The organism is Comamonas odontotermitis (assembly GCF_020080045.1).
Lineage (GTDB): Bacteria > Pseudomonadota > Gammaproteobacteria > Burkholderiales > Burkholderiaceae_C > Comamonas > Comamonas odontotermitis.
The window spans coordinates 103,005-118,546 of sequence record NZ_CP083452.1 but is presented as its reverse complement, the minus strand read 5'-3'; the positions used below and the strand labels follow the sequence as shown (position 1 = coordinate 118,546).

Sequence of the window (15,542 nt, the reverse complement as noted above, 5' to 3'; positions counted from 1 at the left end):
TTCTTTTTCTACGTGGTGAAGCTATCGCACCGCACGGGCATGCACACAAACGCTGAGGCGGCAATGACGCATCAGGGCCTGCATGCACGCCCCGCGGTCATCACTGGTAGCTGCGCAGGATGCGATCCGCTTCCTTCTGCGCATCCTTCATGGCCTGCGCCGAAGTCTTGGTGCCATTGAGCGCAGCCTGCACGGCGTCGTTCAGCGCCTTGGTCACGCGCTGGTTGTCATGCGTCGAGAACTCGGCCACCGACACGGGCAGTTGATCGCGCGCCACCAGCGCCTGCGGGAACTCCTGTCCGTATTTCTTGAGGGCTGGCGTGTCGTACGCGGCAGGCGACACGGCCACGTAGCCGCTGTCCATGCTCCACTGCGCGGCGCGCTCGGGCTGGGTCACCCACTTGGCAAATTCGAACGCGGCCTGCTGCTGCTCCTTGGGCGCCTTCTTGAAGATATAGAAATTGCCGCCGCCGGTGGGCGAGCCGCCCTTGCGCACATTGCCTGCGATCTGGCCCACGCCGAAATCGAACTTGGCGTTGGCCTTCAGGTTGGTCAGGTTGCCGGTGGTGGTAATGATGATGGCGGCCTTCTTTTCCATGAAGTCCTTGGGGGTGGTGCCCCACTCGACCACGCCCTTCGGATGCACGCCTTCCTTGGTCAGGTTGACCCAGAAATCCAGTGCCTCGATGACCTTGGGGTTGTCGAAGGTGACCTTGGTGCCCGCCTCGTTGGCCAGCAGCACGTCGTTGGGGGTGGTCAGGGTCTGCAGCATCCAGTAGGCAAAGCCGGTGGATGGAATCTGGATGCCGTACTGCGTGACGTTGCCATTGACATCTTTTTTGGTGAGCTTCTTGGCAGCCTCGTTCAGCTCCTTCCAGGTGGCGGGGGCCTTGTTCGGGTCCAGCCCCGCTTCCTTGAAGGCATCCTTGTTGTAGTACATCACCACCGTCGAGCGCTGGAAAGGCACGCCCCAGGTCTTGCCGCCGGTCTGGCTGTTGGCCATGAAGGCCGGGTAGAAGCCCTTGAGCCAGGCCTTGTCGGCGTCGGTCTTCACAAAATCGTCAATCGGCGCAATGGCGTCTTCGTCGATCAGCGTGAACATGTCGGTGGACAGCAGCACCGAGGTGGCTGGCGCCTTGCCCGATTTGTTGGCCGTGAGCGCCTTGACGATGGTTTCCTGGTAGGTGCCCGCATAGATCGGCGTGATCTTGTACTGGGGATGCGCCTTGTTGAAATCCGCTGCATAGCCGTCGATCACCTTGGTGATCGGGCCACCCACGGCCACCGGGTAGTAGAACGGCACTTCCAGCGGATCGGCTGCGTGGGCGACCGTGGCGGTCAGGCCCAGCATGGCGGCGCTGGTGGCGAGAATGGTTTTCAAGAACGTATGGCGTTGCACGGGATCACTCCTGTTATCGGCAAAAAAGCAAAGGGCGAAAGACCAAAAAGGTCAGAAAAGGGAACCGAAAGCTGGGCGGCCTCACTGCATGCGCCGGCCTTCGGCGTCAAAAAAGTGCATGTCTTCCACCTGCCAGGCCAATGGCATGGCCTGCCCGGTACTGTTGTGGTGCTGGCCGGGCGCGCGCACGGTGATCTGCTCGCTGCCGATTGCGCAGCGCAGCACCACATCGGCGCCCAGGTATTCCTGCCCGGCAAGCTGTGCGCTCACGCCGCCCTGCCCCAGCGCCACGGCTTCGGGCCGCAGGCCCAGCCAGGCAGCGCCCAGCGGCGCGGCCAGGCGCACGTCGCTGCCGGCAATGGCACCGTCGTCGAGCTTGAGCAGGTTCATGGCAGGCGTGCCGATGAAGCGCGCTGCGAACGTGGTGGCGGGCCGCGCATACATGTCGCGCGGCGCGGCGCATTGCTCCACCCGGCCCTGGTGCAACAGCACCACCTGGTCAGCCATGCTCATGGCTTCGGCCTGGTCGTGCGTCACATAGACCACCGTCAGCCCCAGGCGCTGCTGCAGTTCGCGCAGCTCGGCGCGCATCTCCTGGCGCAGTTGTGCATCCAGGTTCGAGAGCGGCTCGTCCATCAGGCACACATGGGCTTGCGCCACCAGCGCCCGCCCGAGCGCCACGCGCTGCTGCTGGCCGCCCGAGAGCTGACCGGGCCTGCGGTCGAGCAGGTGCGACAGGCCCAGCAGATCAGCCGCGTCCTTGAGGCGCTTGTCGGCTTCGGCCTTGGGCACCTTGCGCACCGACAGGCCAAAGCCGATGTTCTCGGCCACGCTCAGATGGGGGAACAGCGCATAGTTCTGGAAGACCATGGCAATGCCGCGCTGCGCTGGCGGCAGATGGGTGACGTCCTTGCCGCCGATCAACACCTTGCCGGAGGTTGCGCTCTCCAGCCCCGCAATGATGCGCAAGGTGGTGGATTTGCCGCAGCCCGATGGCCCTAGCAGCACGCAGAAGCTGCCCGGCGCGATCTTCAGATCCACGGAATGCAAGGCCGTGGTGTTGCCCCAGGACTTGGCAACCTGCGTTAACTCAATGGATGACATCACCCCAGTGTATGAAGGTACGATGACAATTTGTTTACAAACTTTCCCGCATATCCGTGCGATATCAAGGCGCAGACATTCTCAGCCGCCTTTCGCATGCGTCACGAATATGACAGTTTCAAGCCGAAGGGCAGCCACTACAGGTACCTGGCAATGCCCGCCGCCAGCATGCTCAGCAACACCGTGGTGGCAATCGGTAGCCAAATCTTTTTCCCAAAGACCGTGATCTCGAAATCGCCCGGAAGACGCCCGAGGCCGATCTTGCGCAGCAGCGCAGAAAAGCCGTTGAGCAGCAACAGAGCAAGAAAGACGACGATCAGCCAGCGGAACATGGCTGCCATGTGTAGAACTTTCGCAGCCTTAAGAACGTATTTACGATCTCTACGCAGCCGCGTACACCTGCTCGCCAGCCACCCAGGTGGCATCGACACGCAGCGTGCCAATGTCTGCCACAGGCACGCTGAAGATGTCGCCGCTCAGCACGGCAAAGCTCGCTTCAAAGCCCGGGGCGATCTGGCCGAGTTGCCCGTCAAAGGGCGAGAGGCTGGCTGCGCGGGCGGTGTAGAGCAGCACGGCCTGCGGCACGGTCAGCGCCTGGCTGTCCACGATGGGCGCGCCGTTGTAGGCGCGGCGCTGCACGGCTGCCTGGATGGAGACGAAGACATTGTCCGGATCGGCCCAGGTGGTGGCCGGTGCATCGGACGACAGCGCCACGTGCGCAATCTGCTGGTAGAAGGTTTTGAGCGCGTAAGACTGCTCAAACTCCGCATCGACCAGGTTCTCGGTATAGGCGTCGTACTCGGCAAACATGAAGATGATCTGCGTGGCCACGCCCCATTGCATGGGCATGGCGTTCATCTGCGCAATCTGCGCGGGCTTGAGCAAGGTGGCGTGCTCCAGCCGCACCGACGGGATGCCGCCAGGCAGCCAGGGCTGCTTGTCGGCAAAGAAATCGATCACCAGTTGCAGCGCGGCATCGCCCATGGCGTGCACGGCCATTTGCGCGCCGTTGGCCCGCGACCATTCGTAGGCCTGCTCCAGCGCCGCGCTGGTGAGCAGCGACATGCCAAAGAGGCTGCCGGTTTGGCTGCCAGTATGTTTGTAGGCGCAACTGCACCAGGCGGTCTTGCCAGAGATGGAGCCATCGGCAAACAGTTTGATGCCTGCAATCTTGACGCGCCCCTCCTTTTGCGCGGCCTGCAGGCCTGCCAGCAGATCGCCCTTGCAGGGCTCCCACGAAAAATACAGCGCCGCCTGCTGCCGAAAGCCTGCCTGCGCTGCATCGCGGTACACATAGAGGTGGTGAAACGGCTGGGTGAAGGCCATCATGTCGGTCACGGCGACGATGCCGCGTTCGCTGAAGCGCTGCGAGGTGCGCGCCAGGCTGCCCACGGCCTGCGCGTAATCCTGCACGGCCTTGGCGCGCTGCACCACGCTGTTGGCGGCCAGCTCGGTCAGCACGCCGTTGGGCGTGCCGTCTGCGTCGCGGCCAAAGTGGCCGCCAATGGGATCAGGTGTCTCCCGGCCAATGCCTGCCAGCTGCAATGCCCGGGTGTTGCAGATGCCCGAGTGGCAGTCGGAGCGCCCCACATAGACCGGTTGCGTGGTGGAGACTTGATCGAGGTCATGCCGCGTAGGCGTGCGCCCTTCCTTCAGCTTGGATTCGTCATAGCCCCAGCCTTCGATCCAGTCGTTCGGGCCCATGCCCGCCTTGGGGTGTTTGCGGAGCGCGGCAATCAGGCCCGGAATGTCTTCGACCAAGGGTACGGTGCAGGGCACCGCATCCACAATCTGCGACAGGAACGTGGGGTGGGTGTGCACATCGATGAAGCCCGGCACGACAGTCTTGCCCTGCAGATCGACCTGCAAGTCTGCGGCGGGCTGCTGGACATCGCCTGCATGACCCACCCAGGTGATCTTGCCGCCTCTGGCGGTAAAGGCGGAGACAAACTCGGTTTCGCTGCGCCCGGTGAAGACTTTGGCATTGGTGAACAGGCAGGAAGACATGGCGGAGGCGGTGGTTCAGAAAGCTGCAAAAAAGCGGACAAGGTACTCAAGCAACCATTGTCCGCGAATCCACCACCCGATAACCGGTTTACCGCTGCACGCCCCAGCGCCTGACGGTGACCCGCTCCAGCTGGTGAAAGCCCAGCGTTTCCACCAGAAGACCAATGATGATGACCAGCGCCAGCCCGGCGAACACCTGGTCGGTGTAAAGCTCGTTGCGGCTTTGGAAGATGTACCAGCCCAGGCCCCCCTTGCCCGATGAGGCGCCGAACACCAGCTCTGCCGCGATCAGGGTGCGCCAGGCAAAGGCCCAGCCAATCTTGAGCCCCGACAGGATGGAAGGCAGCGCCGCAGGCACCAGAATCTGCAGCACGTAGCGCACACCGCGCAGGCCATAGTTGCGGCCCGCCATGCGCAAGGTGTCGGGCACGGACTGAAAGCCCGCGTAGGTGGCCAGCGCCAGCGGCCAGAGCACCGAATGCACCAGCACCACCAGCAGGCTGCCTTGCCCCAGGCCAAACCACAGCAGCGCCAGCGGCAGCAGGGCAATGGCGGGCAGCGGGTTGAACATGCTGGTCAGGGTGGTGAGCAGATCACGCCCCCACTGGCTGGAGACGGCCAGCACCGTGAGCAGCAGCGCCCCCGCCACACCCAGCACATAGCCTTGCACCAGAATGCCGAGCGACACCGCCGCCTTGGCCAGCAGCTCGCCATTGGCCAGATCGCGCACCAGGGTGGCGGCGGTCTGGGTGAAGGTGGGCAGCAGCAGATCGTTGTCCTGCCAGCGGGCGGCTACCTCCCATACCAGCGCCAGCACGGCCAGGATGATGGCCTTGCGCAGCAGCGGGTGCTGCAACAGCCTTGTCGCCAGCGGCAGCGCGCGCGCCTGGATGTCGGCGGGCGCAGCAGGCAGCGCGTATTCGGCCTCGGGCCGGATGGGCGGCTGCTGCGGGCCGCTGCCGGATGCAGAGGAAGGTGCGCCGCCGGAAGGGGTGATTGCGGCAATCGTGACGAATGTCATGGGAGGATACCTTTCATGCCGCGCGGCGCAGGCCGCCGCCCTGGGTATGGGGGATGTCTTTAGCCACTGGCTCAGAGCTGGCGGGCGCATCGTCGTCCGCATGGATAGCAAGCTCTTCGTCAAACAGCAGCCGGTGAATGCGCTGGTGCGCGGCCTGGAAGGCGGCGCTGCCGCTGCTGGCCAGATCAAAGCTGTGGGCGTTGATCTCGGCGCGCAGGCGCCCGGGGTGCGGCGAGAGGATGGCGATGCGGTTGCCCACCACCAACGCCTCTTCGATCGAGTGGGTGACGAACACCAGGGTGAAGCGCAGCTCGTCCCACAGCGCCAGCAGCTCCTCCTGCATGCGGCGGCGCGTCAGCGCGTCGAGCGCGGCAAAGGGCTCATCCATCAGCAGCACCTGGGGGTGCATGGCCAGCGCGCGCGCAATGGCCACGCGCTGCTTCATGCCGCCTGAGAGCTGGTGCGGGTGCACATCGGCAAAGCGGGCCAGGCCCACCTTGTCCAGGTACCAGTCGGCGCGTTCACGGGCCTCTTGCCGGCTGGCACGGCGCGAGGCGAGCAGCGGAAACATCACGTTCTCGCGCACGGTCTTCCACGGCGGCAGCTGGTCAAATTCCTGAAACACCATCACCCGGTCCGGCCCCGGGCCGTGCACCGGCGTGCCGCCCAGGCGAATGGCGCCCTCGCTTACCGGCACAAACCCCGCCATGGCCTTGAGCAAGGTGGATTTGCCACAGCCCGAGGCGCCCAGCAACACAAAACGGTCGGCCCCGTGCACGCCAAAGCTCACCTGGTGCGTGGCCCGCACCACGCGCTCGCGGGTGGTGTAGTCGATGCTGACCCGGTCCACCTCCAGCAGGGCGCCACTGCGCTGCGGCTCCGAGCCCGCTTGTGGATAAGTTTGTGCAGAAGCCGAGAGGCGACCCGCCAGCTCCGCCTCTGCCTGGCTGGCAAAAGGCTCGGCCGCGCTGCGCAGCCAGGCAGAGGCCCCCACGGCCACATCGCTGTCCTGCCCGCCTGCATCACGCCCCAGACCACCCAGATTTCCAAAAGCAAAATTTCGCCACATATATCTGTTCTCCATCATGCTGTGCGCCGCAAGCAGCACATCCAACCGGCGTCGCCCATCTGCGAGACAGCGAGGAAGCGCCGCCGCGCACCGAGGCTGTCGTCTCCCTGCCCGCTTTGCGCAAGCAAGGCGAGAGCGCCTCAGAGGGGTGCTCCGATCAACTCCCTCCGGCAATGCGTGGGTCGTCAAAGAAGTAATCCTTGGCGGCTTCCGGCCGGGTCTTGATGACGCCGACCTTGTACAGAAACTGGCCCAGGCCCACCGTGTTCTGCGGCTGGATGATGAACTGCACCAGCGGGTTCTTCAGAATCTGCAGTACCAGTGCCTTGTCCACCTTGCCGCCGCCACCGCTCTTCAAGAAGATGTCGGCCGCCTTGTCCGGGTTGGCCTTGATGAACTGTGCCGATTCGTCGAGCGCATCGACAAAGGCGCGGTAGGTCTTGGGGCTCTCCTGGCGGAACTTCTCGGTTGCGTACAGCACCGTGGATGAAGCGGGGCCGCCCAGCACGTCGTAGCTGTTCAGTACGATGCGGGCGTTGGGGTTGCCCGCCAGCTCCAGCTCCTGGAAGGGCGGGTTGCCAAAGTGCGCGCTGATCTCGGTGCCGCCCTTGATGATGGCTGCCGCTGCATCCGGGTGCGGCAGGGCCACCTGCAGCTTGTCGAGCCGCTGGTATTCCTTGTCGCCCCACAGCTTGGCCGATGCGTACTGCAGTACGCGCGACTGCACCGAGACACCCACCGCCGGTGTGGCGATGCGGTCCTTGTCGGTGAAATCGGCAATCGTCTTGACGGCCGGGTTGTTGCTGACCAGGTAATACGGAAAATTGCCCAGCGACGCCACGCCCTTGACGTTCTGCTTGCCCTTGGTGCGATCCCACAGCGTGAAGAGCGGCGCAACCCCTGCCCCCGCGATATCGACGTTGCCGGACAGCAGCGCGTCATTGACCGCAGGCCCGCCCGAGAACTGCAGATAGTTGACCTTGATGTCCACGCCCTGGGCCTTGCCGTGCTTCTCGATCAGCTGCTGGTCCTGCGCCACATTGAGCAGCAGGTAGACGATGCCGTACTGCTGGGCAATGCGCAGCTGGCCTTCGGCCGCCTGCGCCACGCCGGTGCCCAGCCCCCACAGCAGTGCCGTGGCGGCCAGCACGGCGGCCGCGTTCTTGCGGGCACCACGCAGGGCGCGGCGGCGGCTGGCGGCAGAGGATGGCTGCGCGCTGTCCGCTATGGTTTTTGAATGTTCTTGCTTCGATTGGCGAGCGGTAGGCGCCCATTGGTTGTTGAATTTCATGGCTTAAATACGATGCGAGGGGTAAATGGCCCCGGCAGGCGCACCTTGCGAAGTGCGAGGAGGCGCGTGAAGGTACGTGCCGGGGGCAGGGCGTCAATCGCCGCGAAGAGGCAGGAGGTGAAAGCCGTTGAGGGGCCGCAATGGCCGCGCTTTCCATCTGGCATCAACACGCGGCAGCCATGCACATCGACATCAAAAACAGGAGCTGCCCGCGCTTGCTGGATGGGCGCGATAGGTTGTTTTCATTCAAATTCTTCATACCGGCACATCGCCTTCGATGGTGGTGCGGTAAAGCTTGCGGCGCTGCCCCTCGGGCACGCCGGTGGCCAGGTGCAGCACGGCGCGGTTGTCCCAGAACAGCAGATCGTGCGGCTGCCAGTGGTGGCGGTACACAAACTGCGGCTGCGTGCTGTGCGCAAACAACTCGGCCAGCAGCGCGTCGGACCTGGCCTGCGGCAGCCCGACGATGCGGGTGGTGAAATGCTCGCTGACAAAAAGCGCCTTGCGCCCGGTTTCGGGGTGCGTGCGCACCACCGGGTGAATGGCGGGCTTGACCTCGGCCACCTGCTCATCGCTCAGCTTGGGGCGGAACGGGTTGCGCGCGCGCAACTCTTCGTACTTGAGCAGATAGCTGTGCTCGGCAAGCAGGCCCGCCAGTTGCTGCTTGAGCGTGTATGGCAGCGCGTCGTAGGCTGCCACCTGGTCGGCAAACAGGGTATCGCCGCCCACCTCGGGCAGCTCCTGCGCGTGCAGGAGCGAACCCAGGGCTGGCTTGGGCTTGTACGACAGGTCGGAATGCCAGTACGCCCCGGCATCCCCCAGCCCCGTGGGCTGGCCGCCTTCGATGATGTTGGAGACCACCAGAATCTCGTCATGCTGATCGAGCTTGAAATTGCGCAGCACATGGCGCTGCAGCGGGCCAAAGCGGCGGCTGAACGCAATGTGCTCGGCCGGGGTGATGCGCTGGTTGCGATACACCACCACGCTGTGCTGCAGGTGCGCCTCGTGTAGACGGGCAAAATCGTCGCTGCCAAGCGGCTCGGCCAGATCGAGCCCCGCCACCTCCACCCCCAGGCGGCTGCTGGCGCCATCGGGCTGGCTGATGGGGCGCACTTCAAACGCGGGACCGGCAGCGCGCGCTGGCGCCTGGCGCAGGGCCGAGTCCGGCACCGGGCGGCGGAAGGAGAACGGGTGAGCGGTCAGGGCATCGAACAGGGCAGACATGGCGGCTTCCTCAAGGGGCGGTGGCAAATCCATCGCGGTGATGCCACTGTAGAAGCCACTCCATAAAAGCAAAACGAATAAAAATGGCTATCTTTATGCAAATTTTGCAGAATGCGGCCGTACCCCTGCCTGCCTCGTCATCGCCCTTTCATGTTGGGCAGCCATACTGGAGGCTGCCGGTGCGCAATGAGCCATTCTGTACGGCACCAGACGCCCGCCTCGCCTGCTCCGCGTGCGGCGCTGGCGCGGTATGTCAGGGCTCTGCACCGGAAGCCAGCGAATGCTTACCAATTTTCGTCAAAAAGGCAGGTTAATTGCCACTCATAACGACATAATGCATTTCATTCCTCCATGAATGCGTGTGTTATGACGAATTTCACCCCATCTTCGCCTCCATCCACGGCCCAGAGTCGGCGCCAGTTTGTCCGCCAGATGGCTGCGGGCGCCTTGCTGACCGCCGGGGCGGGCCTGGGGGCTGGACAGGTGGGCGCCGCGCAGGAGCGCCTGTTCGCCAATCCGTGGTTCAAGACCATGCAGCGCAGCCTGGGCGACAACACGCAGGTGGCCCTGCTGTGGTGGACGGTGGCCACGCACGTACAACGCGCAGCCCATACCATGGGTTGCGCCCTCGGACAGCAGCGGCTGGCGGATATGGAGTGGGAAACCCTGTTTCAGGTCAGCATCGACCAGGATGCCCGGCAGTTCCATCTGCTGCCAGCCATCCAGCAAAGCTATGTACAGCCCTGGGGTCTGGCTGCAGAGGCCGCCTGGAACACACTCGACGCCACCTTGCAGGCCCGCTGGACGATGTGGCTCAACTCTGACCTGGCCGCGCCTGTCTTCAACAGCCTGCGTGCCGAAGAAATCACCCTCTCCTGGGGCCAGCCCAACTGGCCGATCGACCCGAGAAGCGGCATGGTGGTGGCAGCCCCGATGCTGGCGGCAGCCCATGCGCTGCGCCAGTTGGGCATGCACCATGCCGTCACCGAGGTGATCCGCCAGCTCGATGCCGGCGTCGCCCAGGCCTGGCTGCAATTGCACCCCGGGCGCCAGCTGACGGTGGACGACCGCCGCTGGCTGCACCCGCTGGCATCGGCATTGCAGCAACTGGCTCCGGTCATCACCCAGGGCTTGGCGCAAACCGCCAACCAGCAGTGGCCCCAGCGCATCGACTGGCTGCAAGGCCCGCTGGGCATGGTGCCTGCCCAGTGCAGTTTTGTGACGCGCGGCGTCGTGGCCGCGCCCATGCTGTCCGCCGATTTTGTGCCCACCACGCTGGGACGCTACTGCAGCAGATTGGGATAACGCCCTCCGCCCGGGCTCGGAACGTGTTGATGTTCTCAGAGCCGGTGCATCCGGTCGCCCTGCACAAAACCTGCGGCATCCCAGAATGGCACGCCCTTGGCCAGCATGATGGCCTTGAAGAACTCGCCCATCTCGTGCTCCAGCATCAGCTTGGCGGCCTTGCTGCGGGCGATGACGTCGAGCGTCTCCATCTTGGCGGCCAGCCCGCAGTTGATGAGGAAATGCGCCTGGCTGGTGTAGCCCAGCACGTCAAAGCCCGCATCCTGCGCTGCCACGGCAATGCCGGTGAAGTTGACGTGGGCCGTGAGGTCCTTGAGGCCGATCAAGGCGAGTGGGTCGCTGTCCACCTGGTGCAGGTGGTGGCAGACCAGGGTGCCCATGTGGCGTTGCGGGTGGTAGTACTCGCTCTCGCCAAAACCATAGTCGATGAAGATGGCCGCGCCGCGCGTCATGCGGTCGCCCAGGGTGGCGACAAAGGCTTCGGCCTGGGGATGGATTTCGGTCAGATAGTCGGCATCGGCAGGCAGATCGGGCTCCACCGGCGGGCGCAGTGCGGTGGGGCGCTCGGCCCAGCCGAAGCTGATGGCGTCGCCCTCTTGCGCGGCCACCACCACGCCGCGCTCCAGCCAGACGCCCTGGCGGCGCAGCAGCAGCTTGACGGGCATGGCATCGAGCACCTCGTTGCCCACCACCACGCCCTGCAGTTGCGCAGGCAACTCACTCGCCCAACGCACTTTATCGCCAAAGCGGGCCAGCCGCTCCTGCTGGCGCGCGCGCAGGCTGCCCGACAGATCGACAATGGTGTAGCCCGTGCAGGCATCGCCCAGCGCAGACAACATCTGCTCGGCGAGCGCACCCGTGCCCGCGCCAAACTCCCACACCTCGCTCGTCTGGGTATGGGCAAAGGCGTCCTGCACCTGCGCGGCCACCAGCTCGCCAAACACGGGCGAGAGCTCGGGCGCGGTGACAAAGTCGCTGCCCTCCTCAGGCATCACACCGAACTTGCTGCGCGTATTGGCGTAATAGCCCAGGCCCGGCTCGTACAACGCCATGCGCATGAACTCATCAAAAGCCAGCCAGCCGCCAGCCTGGGCAATAGCCTCAGCTGCGCGTTTGGCGAGCACAATCGTTAAACTAGAGGGTTCTGTATTCACCCCCCTATTGTCGCTGTTCATACAGTGCCTGCCATGCCTTTGCCCTCTTCGACCCCACGCACCGTACTGGTCACCGGCGCTGCCAAGCGCCTGGGGCGGGCCATTGCGCTCGATCTGGCCGCCCACGGCTGGCAGGTGGCCGTGCACTACCGGGGATCGAAGGCAGACGCTATCGAAACTGCAGCTGCTTGCGCAGTGCTATCGGGCGCCAGCGGCCATTTTGATGCAGATTTTGAGGACGAATCGGCCGTGCGCGCGCTGCTGCCCCGGGTGGTAGATCAGCTCGGGCCGGTCGATGCCGTGGTCAACAGCGCCTCGCTCTTCGAGCACGACACGGCTGCAGACTTTGGCTACGCCGCACTGGAGCGCCACATGCGCAGCAACACGGGCGCGCCGCTGGTGCTGGCCCAGGTGCTGCACCAGCACATCGCCCAGCGCGGCGGCAATGCGCAAGGCGTGGTGGTGAACCTGCTCGACCAGAAGCTGTGGAACATGAACCCCGACTTCGTCAGCTACACGCTCAGCAAGGCCGCGCTGGAGGCAGCAGGCACCCTGCTCGCGCAGGCGCTCGCGCCGCTGCTGCGCGTGGTGGGTGTGGCCCCGGGCCTGACCCTGACCAGCGACTACCTGACAGACGACAAGTTTGAAGCCCTGCACCGCATGAGCCCGCTGGGCCGCTCGTCCACCCCGGATGATGTGGCAGCCACCGTGCGTTTTGCGCTGGAGAACCGGTCGATCACCGGCACCACCTTGCTGGTGGACGGCGGCCAGCACCTGATGCGGTTTGACCGCGATTTTTCGATGATGTGACGGCAACAACGCCACAACGTCTGCTTTTATGACAACATTTGACACCGGGTTGCAAACCCTGACGCTGACCGGCCTGCGCTTTGATGCCAATCTGGGCATCCTCGCGCACGAGAAGGTAGACCCCCAGCCCATCCAGGTCGATGCCGAGCTGAACCTGGGCCAGCAGCCGCTGGCCCCCAGCGACGACGACATCATGCATGTGCTGGACTACCGCAAGGTGCGCCAGATCATCATCGACGAATGCACGGCCGAACACGTGAACCTGCTGGAGACCCTGATTGGCAAGCTGGCGCAGCGCCTGATGCTGCTGCCCAATGTGCGCGGCGTGCGCATCAAGATTGCCAAGCTGGAGATTTTTGACGATTGCGAAGTTGCAATCCGCACCGAAACCGGACAATGGTGACCCCATGAACGCACCCACTGACACCGCACAACTGCAAGCTGCCGCCAGCCAGGGCTGGAATTTTGACGACGAGGCCGACCAGGCCGAAGGCCAGGCGGGCGATGCCGTCTCGAACGAGAAGCGCCTGAAGATCCAGCGCGAGAACCACAAGCTGGAAAAGCGCCTGTGCCGCGAAGTGGCCCGCGCCATTGGCGACTACAACATGATCGAGGACGGCGACAAGGTGATGGTCTGCATGTCCGGCGGCAAGGACAGCTACACCCTGCTCGACATCCTGATGAAGCTGCGCGCCCGCGCACCGATCAAGTTCGACATCGTGGCCGTCAACCTCGACCAGAAGCAGCCGGGCTTTCCCGAGCATGTGCTGCCCGAGTACCTGAAAAGCGTGGGCGTCGATTTCCACATCGAGAATCAGGACACCTACAGCGTCGTCAAGCGCGTGGTGCCCGAGGGCAAGACCACCTGCGGCCTGTGCTCGCGCCTGCGCCGCGCCATCCTGTACAAGGTGGCCGATCAGCTGGGCTGCAACAAGGTGGCCCTGGGCCACCACCGCGACGACATCGTGCAGACCTTGATGCTCAACATGTTCCACGGCGGCATCATGAAGGCCATGCCCCCCAAGCTCGTGAGCGACGACGGCAAGCATGTGGTGATCCGCCCGCTTGCCTATGTGCCCGAAAAAGACACCGAGCGCTGGGCGCAGTACCGCGATTTCCCGATCATCCCCTGCAACCTGTGCGGCAGCCAGGAAAACCTGCAGCGCCAGATGATCGGCGACATGCTGCGCGAATGGGACAGAAAGCACCCCGGCCGCGTGAACAACATGTTCCGCGCGCTGCAGCATGTCATTCCCACCCATCTGGCCGACACCAAGCTGTATGATTTTCAGAATGCCAAGCCCACCGGCGTGGCCGATGAAAACGGCGACAAGGCGTTTGACCACGACGAATTGCCCGCCGCCCCCAGCCTGCCCGGCGGCATGCAGGTGATCCAGCTGGGCTGACACACCATGGCCTTGCAGCATCCACGCTCTCCCCGGACTGACAGATGCTGCGCCTTGTACTACCGCGTCCTTTTGCATGCGCTGCGCCCTCTGGGGCCGGCGCATTTGCTTTTGGTGCCGGGCGCGGGTGCCCCGGAGGTTGGCATACAGGCGGAGAATCTCCAGAATCGCGTTTTGAAGGAGGCGATATGAACCTATCCCTACCAGGCGGCCAGACCGGCAGCCTGCATCGCAGTGTGCTTGCCTGCACATTGCTGCTCTCGGCCCTGTGGCTGACCGGTTGCGCCAGCGTGCGCAATGTGGAAAGCGAAGTGCAGAGCTATTCCACACTGGCCGAGTTGCCCAAGCCCCCCACCTACCGCCTGCAGCTCCTGCCATCGCAGCAGGCGCAGGGCACCGCCTTTGACAACGTGGTGCAGCAGGCGCAAACCTCGCTCGCAGGCGTAGGCCTGCAGCGCGATGATGCCCAGGGCACCCTGGTGGCCCAGATTGCCGCTGAGGCGCGTTACATTCCTGACAGTTGGCTGCTGCCCGGCAGCCCCTATGCACCCTATGGCCCCTACGGCGGCTTTGGCTGGGGCGCCGGGTTTGGCTGGCGCGGCGGCATGATGTGGCGCGACACCGGCCCCTCGCTGCACTACCGCGCCGTGCAACTGACCTTGCGCGATTTCCAGACGCAGCAGGTGGTGTACGAAACCTCGGCCCGCTACGAAGACGTGTGGGTGGACGACAAGGTGATCTACCGCATCCTGTTCGACTCTGCACTCAATGGCTTTCCCAAGCCGCCCACTGGCGTGCGCAAGGTGACCGCCACCGTGGGAGCGCCCCCTGCAGGCAACGCCGCACCAGCGGTAGTGAAACCCTGACGACATGAACGCCACCCGGATCATTGCCATTCGCCACGGCGAAACCGACTGGAACCTCGGCGCCCGCATCCAGGGCCACACCGACATCGCACTCAACGGCACGGGCCGCAGGCAGGCCCTGCAGATGGCGGCCGCCCTGGCCGACGAGCCGCTGCACCACATCTACAGCAGCGATCTGCAGCGTGCGCTCGCCACGGCGCAGGCCCTGGCAGATGCCAACGGCGCCCCGCTGACCATCGACGCACGCCTGCGCGAACGCTGCTTTGGCAGCTATGAAGGCCAGCGCTTTGCCGATATCGAAGTCTCCGACCCCGATGCTGCACTGCGCTGGCGCAAACGCGATCCGGCCTTTGCACCGCCCAGCGGAGAATCCCTGCAGGATATGCAGGCACGCGTAGCCCATGCCGTCGACGCACTGGCCCGGCAGCACCTGGGCCAGCAGATTGCCATCGTGGCCCATGGCGGGGTGCTCGACACCCTGTACCGCCTGTCCACACGCCAGGGCCTGCAGGCTCCCCGCACCTGGGAGCTGGCCAACACCAGCATCAACCGCCTGCTCTGGACCCCCGACAGCGGCCTCGCCCTGGTGGGCTGGGGAGACACCAGCCACCTGCAGCAGACCGGTCTGGACGAACTGGCCGGGTGATGCAGCCGGATGATGCGGTCGGGGTGGGCCCTTTTGCAGAAACGGATGGCGGCGAAGCAAGTATTAACAATTTTCAATGAGGGGTGCGCCCAACCATTGCTTTTGTGCACATCAGCATCATTTGCGATTCAAGAAGAGATTCCGATGGAATTACCGCAATTTATCTCCAATGGCGATATGAAAATCGATGTATATTTGCAATTGAACGCAGGAATAACACTCGATTACTTTTGACAAAAC

General features: G+C 64.2%; 16 protein-coding genes. 7 read left to right on the top strand and 9 right to left on the bottom strand.

All coding sequences use genetic code 11. From position 1 onward, the window contains the following. Positions 1-100: 100 nt before the first annotated feature. The 8 genes from LAD35_RS20820 to LAD35_RS20785 all read right to left on the bottom strand — a co-directional run bounded on the left by LAD35_RS20820 (position 101) and on the right by LAD35_RS20785 (position 9,115). A complete protein-coding gene (locus LAD35_RS20820; RefSeq protein ID WP_224153147.1) occupies positions 101-1,399 on the bottom strand; it encodes an ABC transporter substrate-binding protein in 1,299 nt (432 codons plus the stop codon). Between the two features lie 81 nt (positions 1,400-1,480). Continuing rightward, positions 1,481-2,503, bottom strand: coding sequence for an ABC transporter ATP-binding protein (locus tag LAD35_RS20815; protein ID WP_224153146.1), 1,023 nt, complete (start codon positions 2,501-2,503; stop codon positions 1,481-1,483). Between the two features lie 137 nt (positions 2,504-2,640). Next, on the bottom strand, positions 2,641-2,835 hold the full coding sequence (locus tag LAD35_RS20810; RefSeq protein WP_184705277.1) for a DUF2905 domain-containing protein: 195 nt from the start codon (positions 2,833-2,835) through the stop codon (positions 2,641-2,643). 49 nt (positions 2,836-2,884) lie between these two features. Beyond that, positions 2,885-4,510: an amidohydrolase gene (locus LAD35_RS20805; protein ID WP_224153145.1), complete on the bottom strand. Its 1,626-nt coding sequence runs from the start codon at positions 4,508-4,510 to the stop codon at positions 2,885-2,887. A gap of 88 nt (positions 4,511-4,598) precedes the next feature. Continuing rightward, entirely contained in the window at positions 4,599-5,531 is a 933-nt protein-coding gene (locus tag LAD35_RS20800) for an ABC transporter permease (RefSeq protein WP_224153144.1), read from the bottom strand. 13 nt (positions 5,532-5,544) lie between these two features. Further along, positions 5,545-6,600: an ABC transporter ATP-binding protein gene (locus LAD35_RS20795; RefSeq protein WP_224153143.1), complete on the bottom strand. Its 1,056-nt coding sequence runs from the start codon at positions 6,598-6,600 to the stop codon at positions 5,545-5,547. A 157-nt stretch (positions 6,601-6,757) separates the two neighbouring features. Continuing rightward, the gene (locus LAD35_RS20790; RefSeq protein ID WP_224153142.1) at positions 6,758-7,891 is read right to left on the bottom strand and encodes an ABC transporter substrate-binding protein; all 1,134 of its coding nucleotides are present in this window, start codon (positions 7,889-7,891) and stop codon (positions 6,758-6,760) included. A 255-nt stretch (positions 7,892-8,146) separates the two neighbouring features. Further along, positions 8,147-9,115: a TauD/TfdA dioxygenase family protein gene (locus LAD35_RS20785; protein WP_224153141.1), complete on the bottom strand. Its 969-nt coding sequence runs from the start codon at positions 9,113-9,115 to the stop codon at positions 8,147-8,149. 366 nt (positions 9,116-9,481) lie between these two features. Here LAD35_RS20785 and LAD35_RS20780 point away from each other — a divergent pair, with 366 nt between their 5' ends. Further along, positions 9,482-10,420, top strand: coding sequence for a hypothetical protein (locus LAD35_RS20780; protein WP_224153140.1), 939 nt, complete (start codon positions 9,482-9,484; stop codon positions 10,418-10,420). Between the two features lie 35 nt (positions 10,421-10,455). Here LAD35_RS20780 and LAD35_RS20775 read toward each other — a convergent pair whose 3' ends face one another. Further along, positions 10,456-11,595 (bottom strand): class I SAM-dependent methyltransferase, encoded by a 1,140-nt coding sequence (locus LAD35_RS20775; RefSeq protein WP_224153139.1) that lies wholly within the window; start codon positions 11,593-11,595, stop codon positions 10,456-10,458. 12 nt (positions 11,596-11,607) lie between these two features. On the opposite strand from LAD35_RS20775, the gene LAD35_RS20770 reads away from it, so the two are divergent. From LAD35_RS20770 to LAD35_RS20745, 6 genes are all read left to right on the top strand, one after another. Beyond that, positions 11,608-12,384, top strand: coding sequence for an SDR family oxidoreductase (locus LAD35_RS20770; protein ID WP_224153138.1), 777 nt, complete (start codon positions 11,608-11,610; stop codon positions 12,382-12,384). A gap of 28 nt (positions 12,385-12,412) precedes the next feature. Next, positions 12,413-12,787 (top strand): dihydroneopterin aldolase, encoded by a 375-nt coding sequence (locus LAD35_RS20765; RefSeq protein ID WP_224153137.1) that lies wholly within the window; start codon positions 12,413-12,415, stop codon positions 12,785-12,787. 4 nt (positions 12,788-12,791) lie between these two features. Next, on the top strand, positions 12,792-13,790 hold the full coding sequence (gene ttcA, locus LAD35_RS20760; RefSeq protein ID WP_224153136.1) for a tRNA 2-thiocytidine(32) synthetase TtcA: 999 nt from the start codon (positions 12,792-12,794) through the stop codon (positions 13,788-13,790). Positions 13,791-13,978: 188 nt separating this feature from the next. Continuing rightward, positions 13,979-14,656, top strand: coding sequence for a hypothetical protein (locus LAD35_RS20755; RefSeq protein WP_224153135.1), 678 nt, complete (start codon positions 13,979-13,981; stop codon positions 14,654-14,656). A gap of 4 nt (positions 14,657-14,660) precedes the next feature. Further along, positions 14,661-15,302: a histidine phosphatase family protein gene (locus LAD35_RS20750; RefSeq protein WP_224153134.1), complete on the top strand. Its 642-nt coding sequence runs from the start codon at positions 14,661-14,663 to the stop codon at positions 15,300-15,302. A gap of 45 nt (positions 15,303-15,347) precedes the next feature. Next, a complete protein-coding gene (locus tag LAD35_RS20745) occupies positions 15,348-15,536 on the top strand; it encodes a hypothetical protein (protein WP_224153133.1) in 189 nt (62 codons plus the stop codon). The last annotated feature ends 6 nt before the right edge of the window (positions 15,537-15,542 follow it).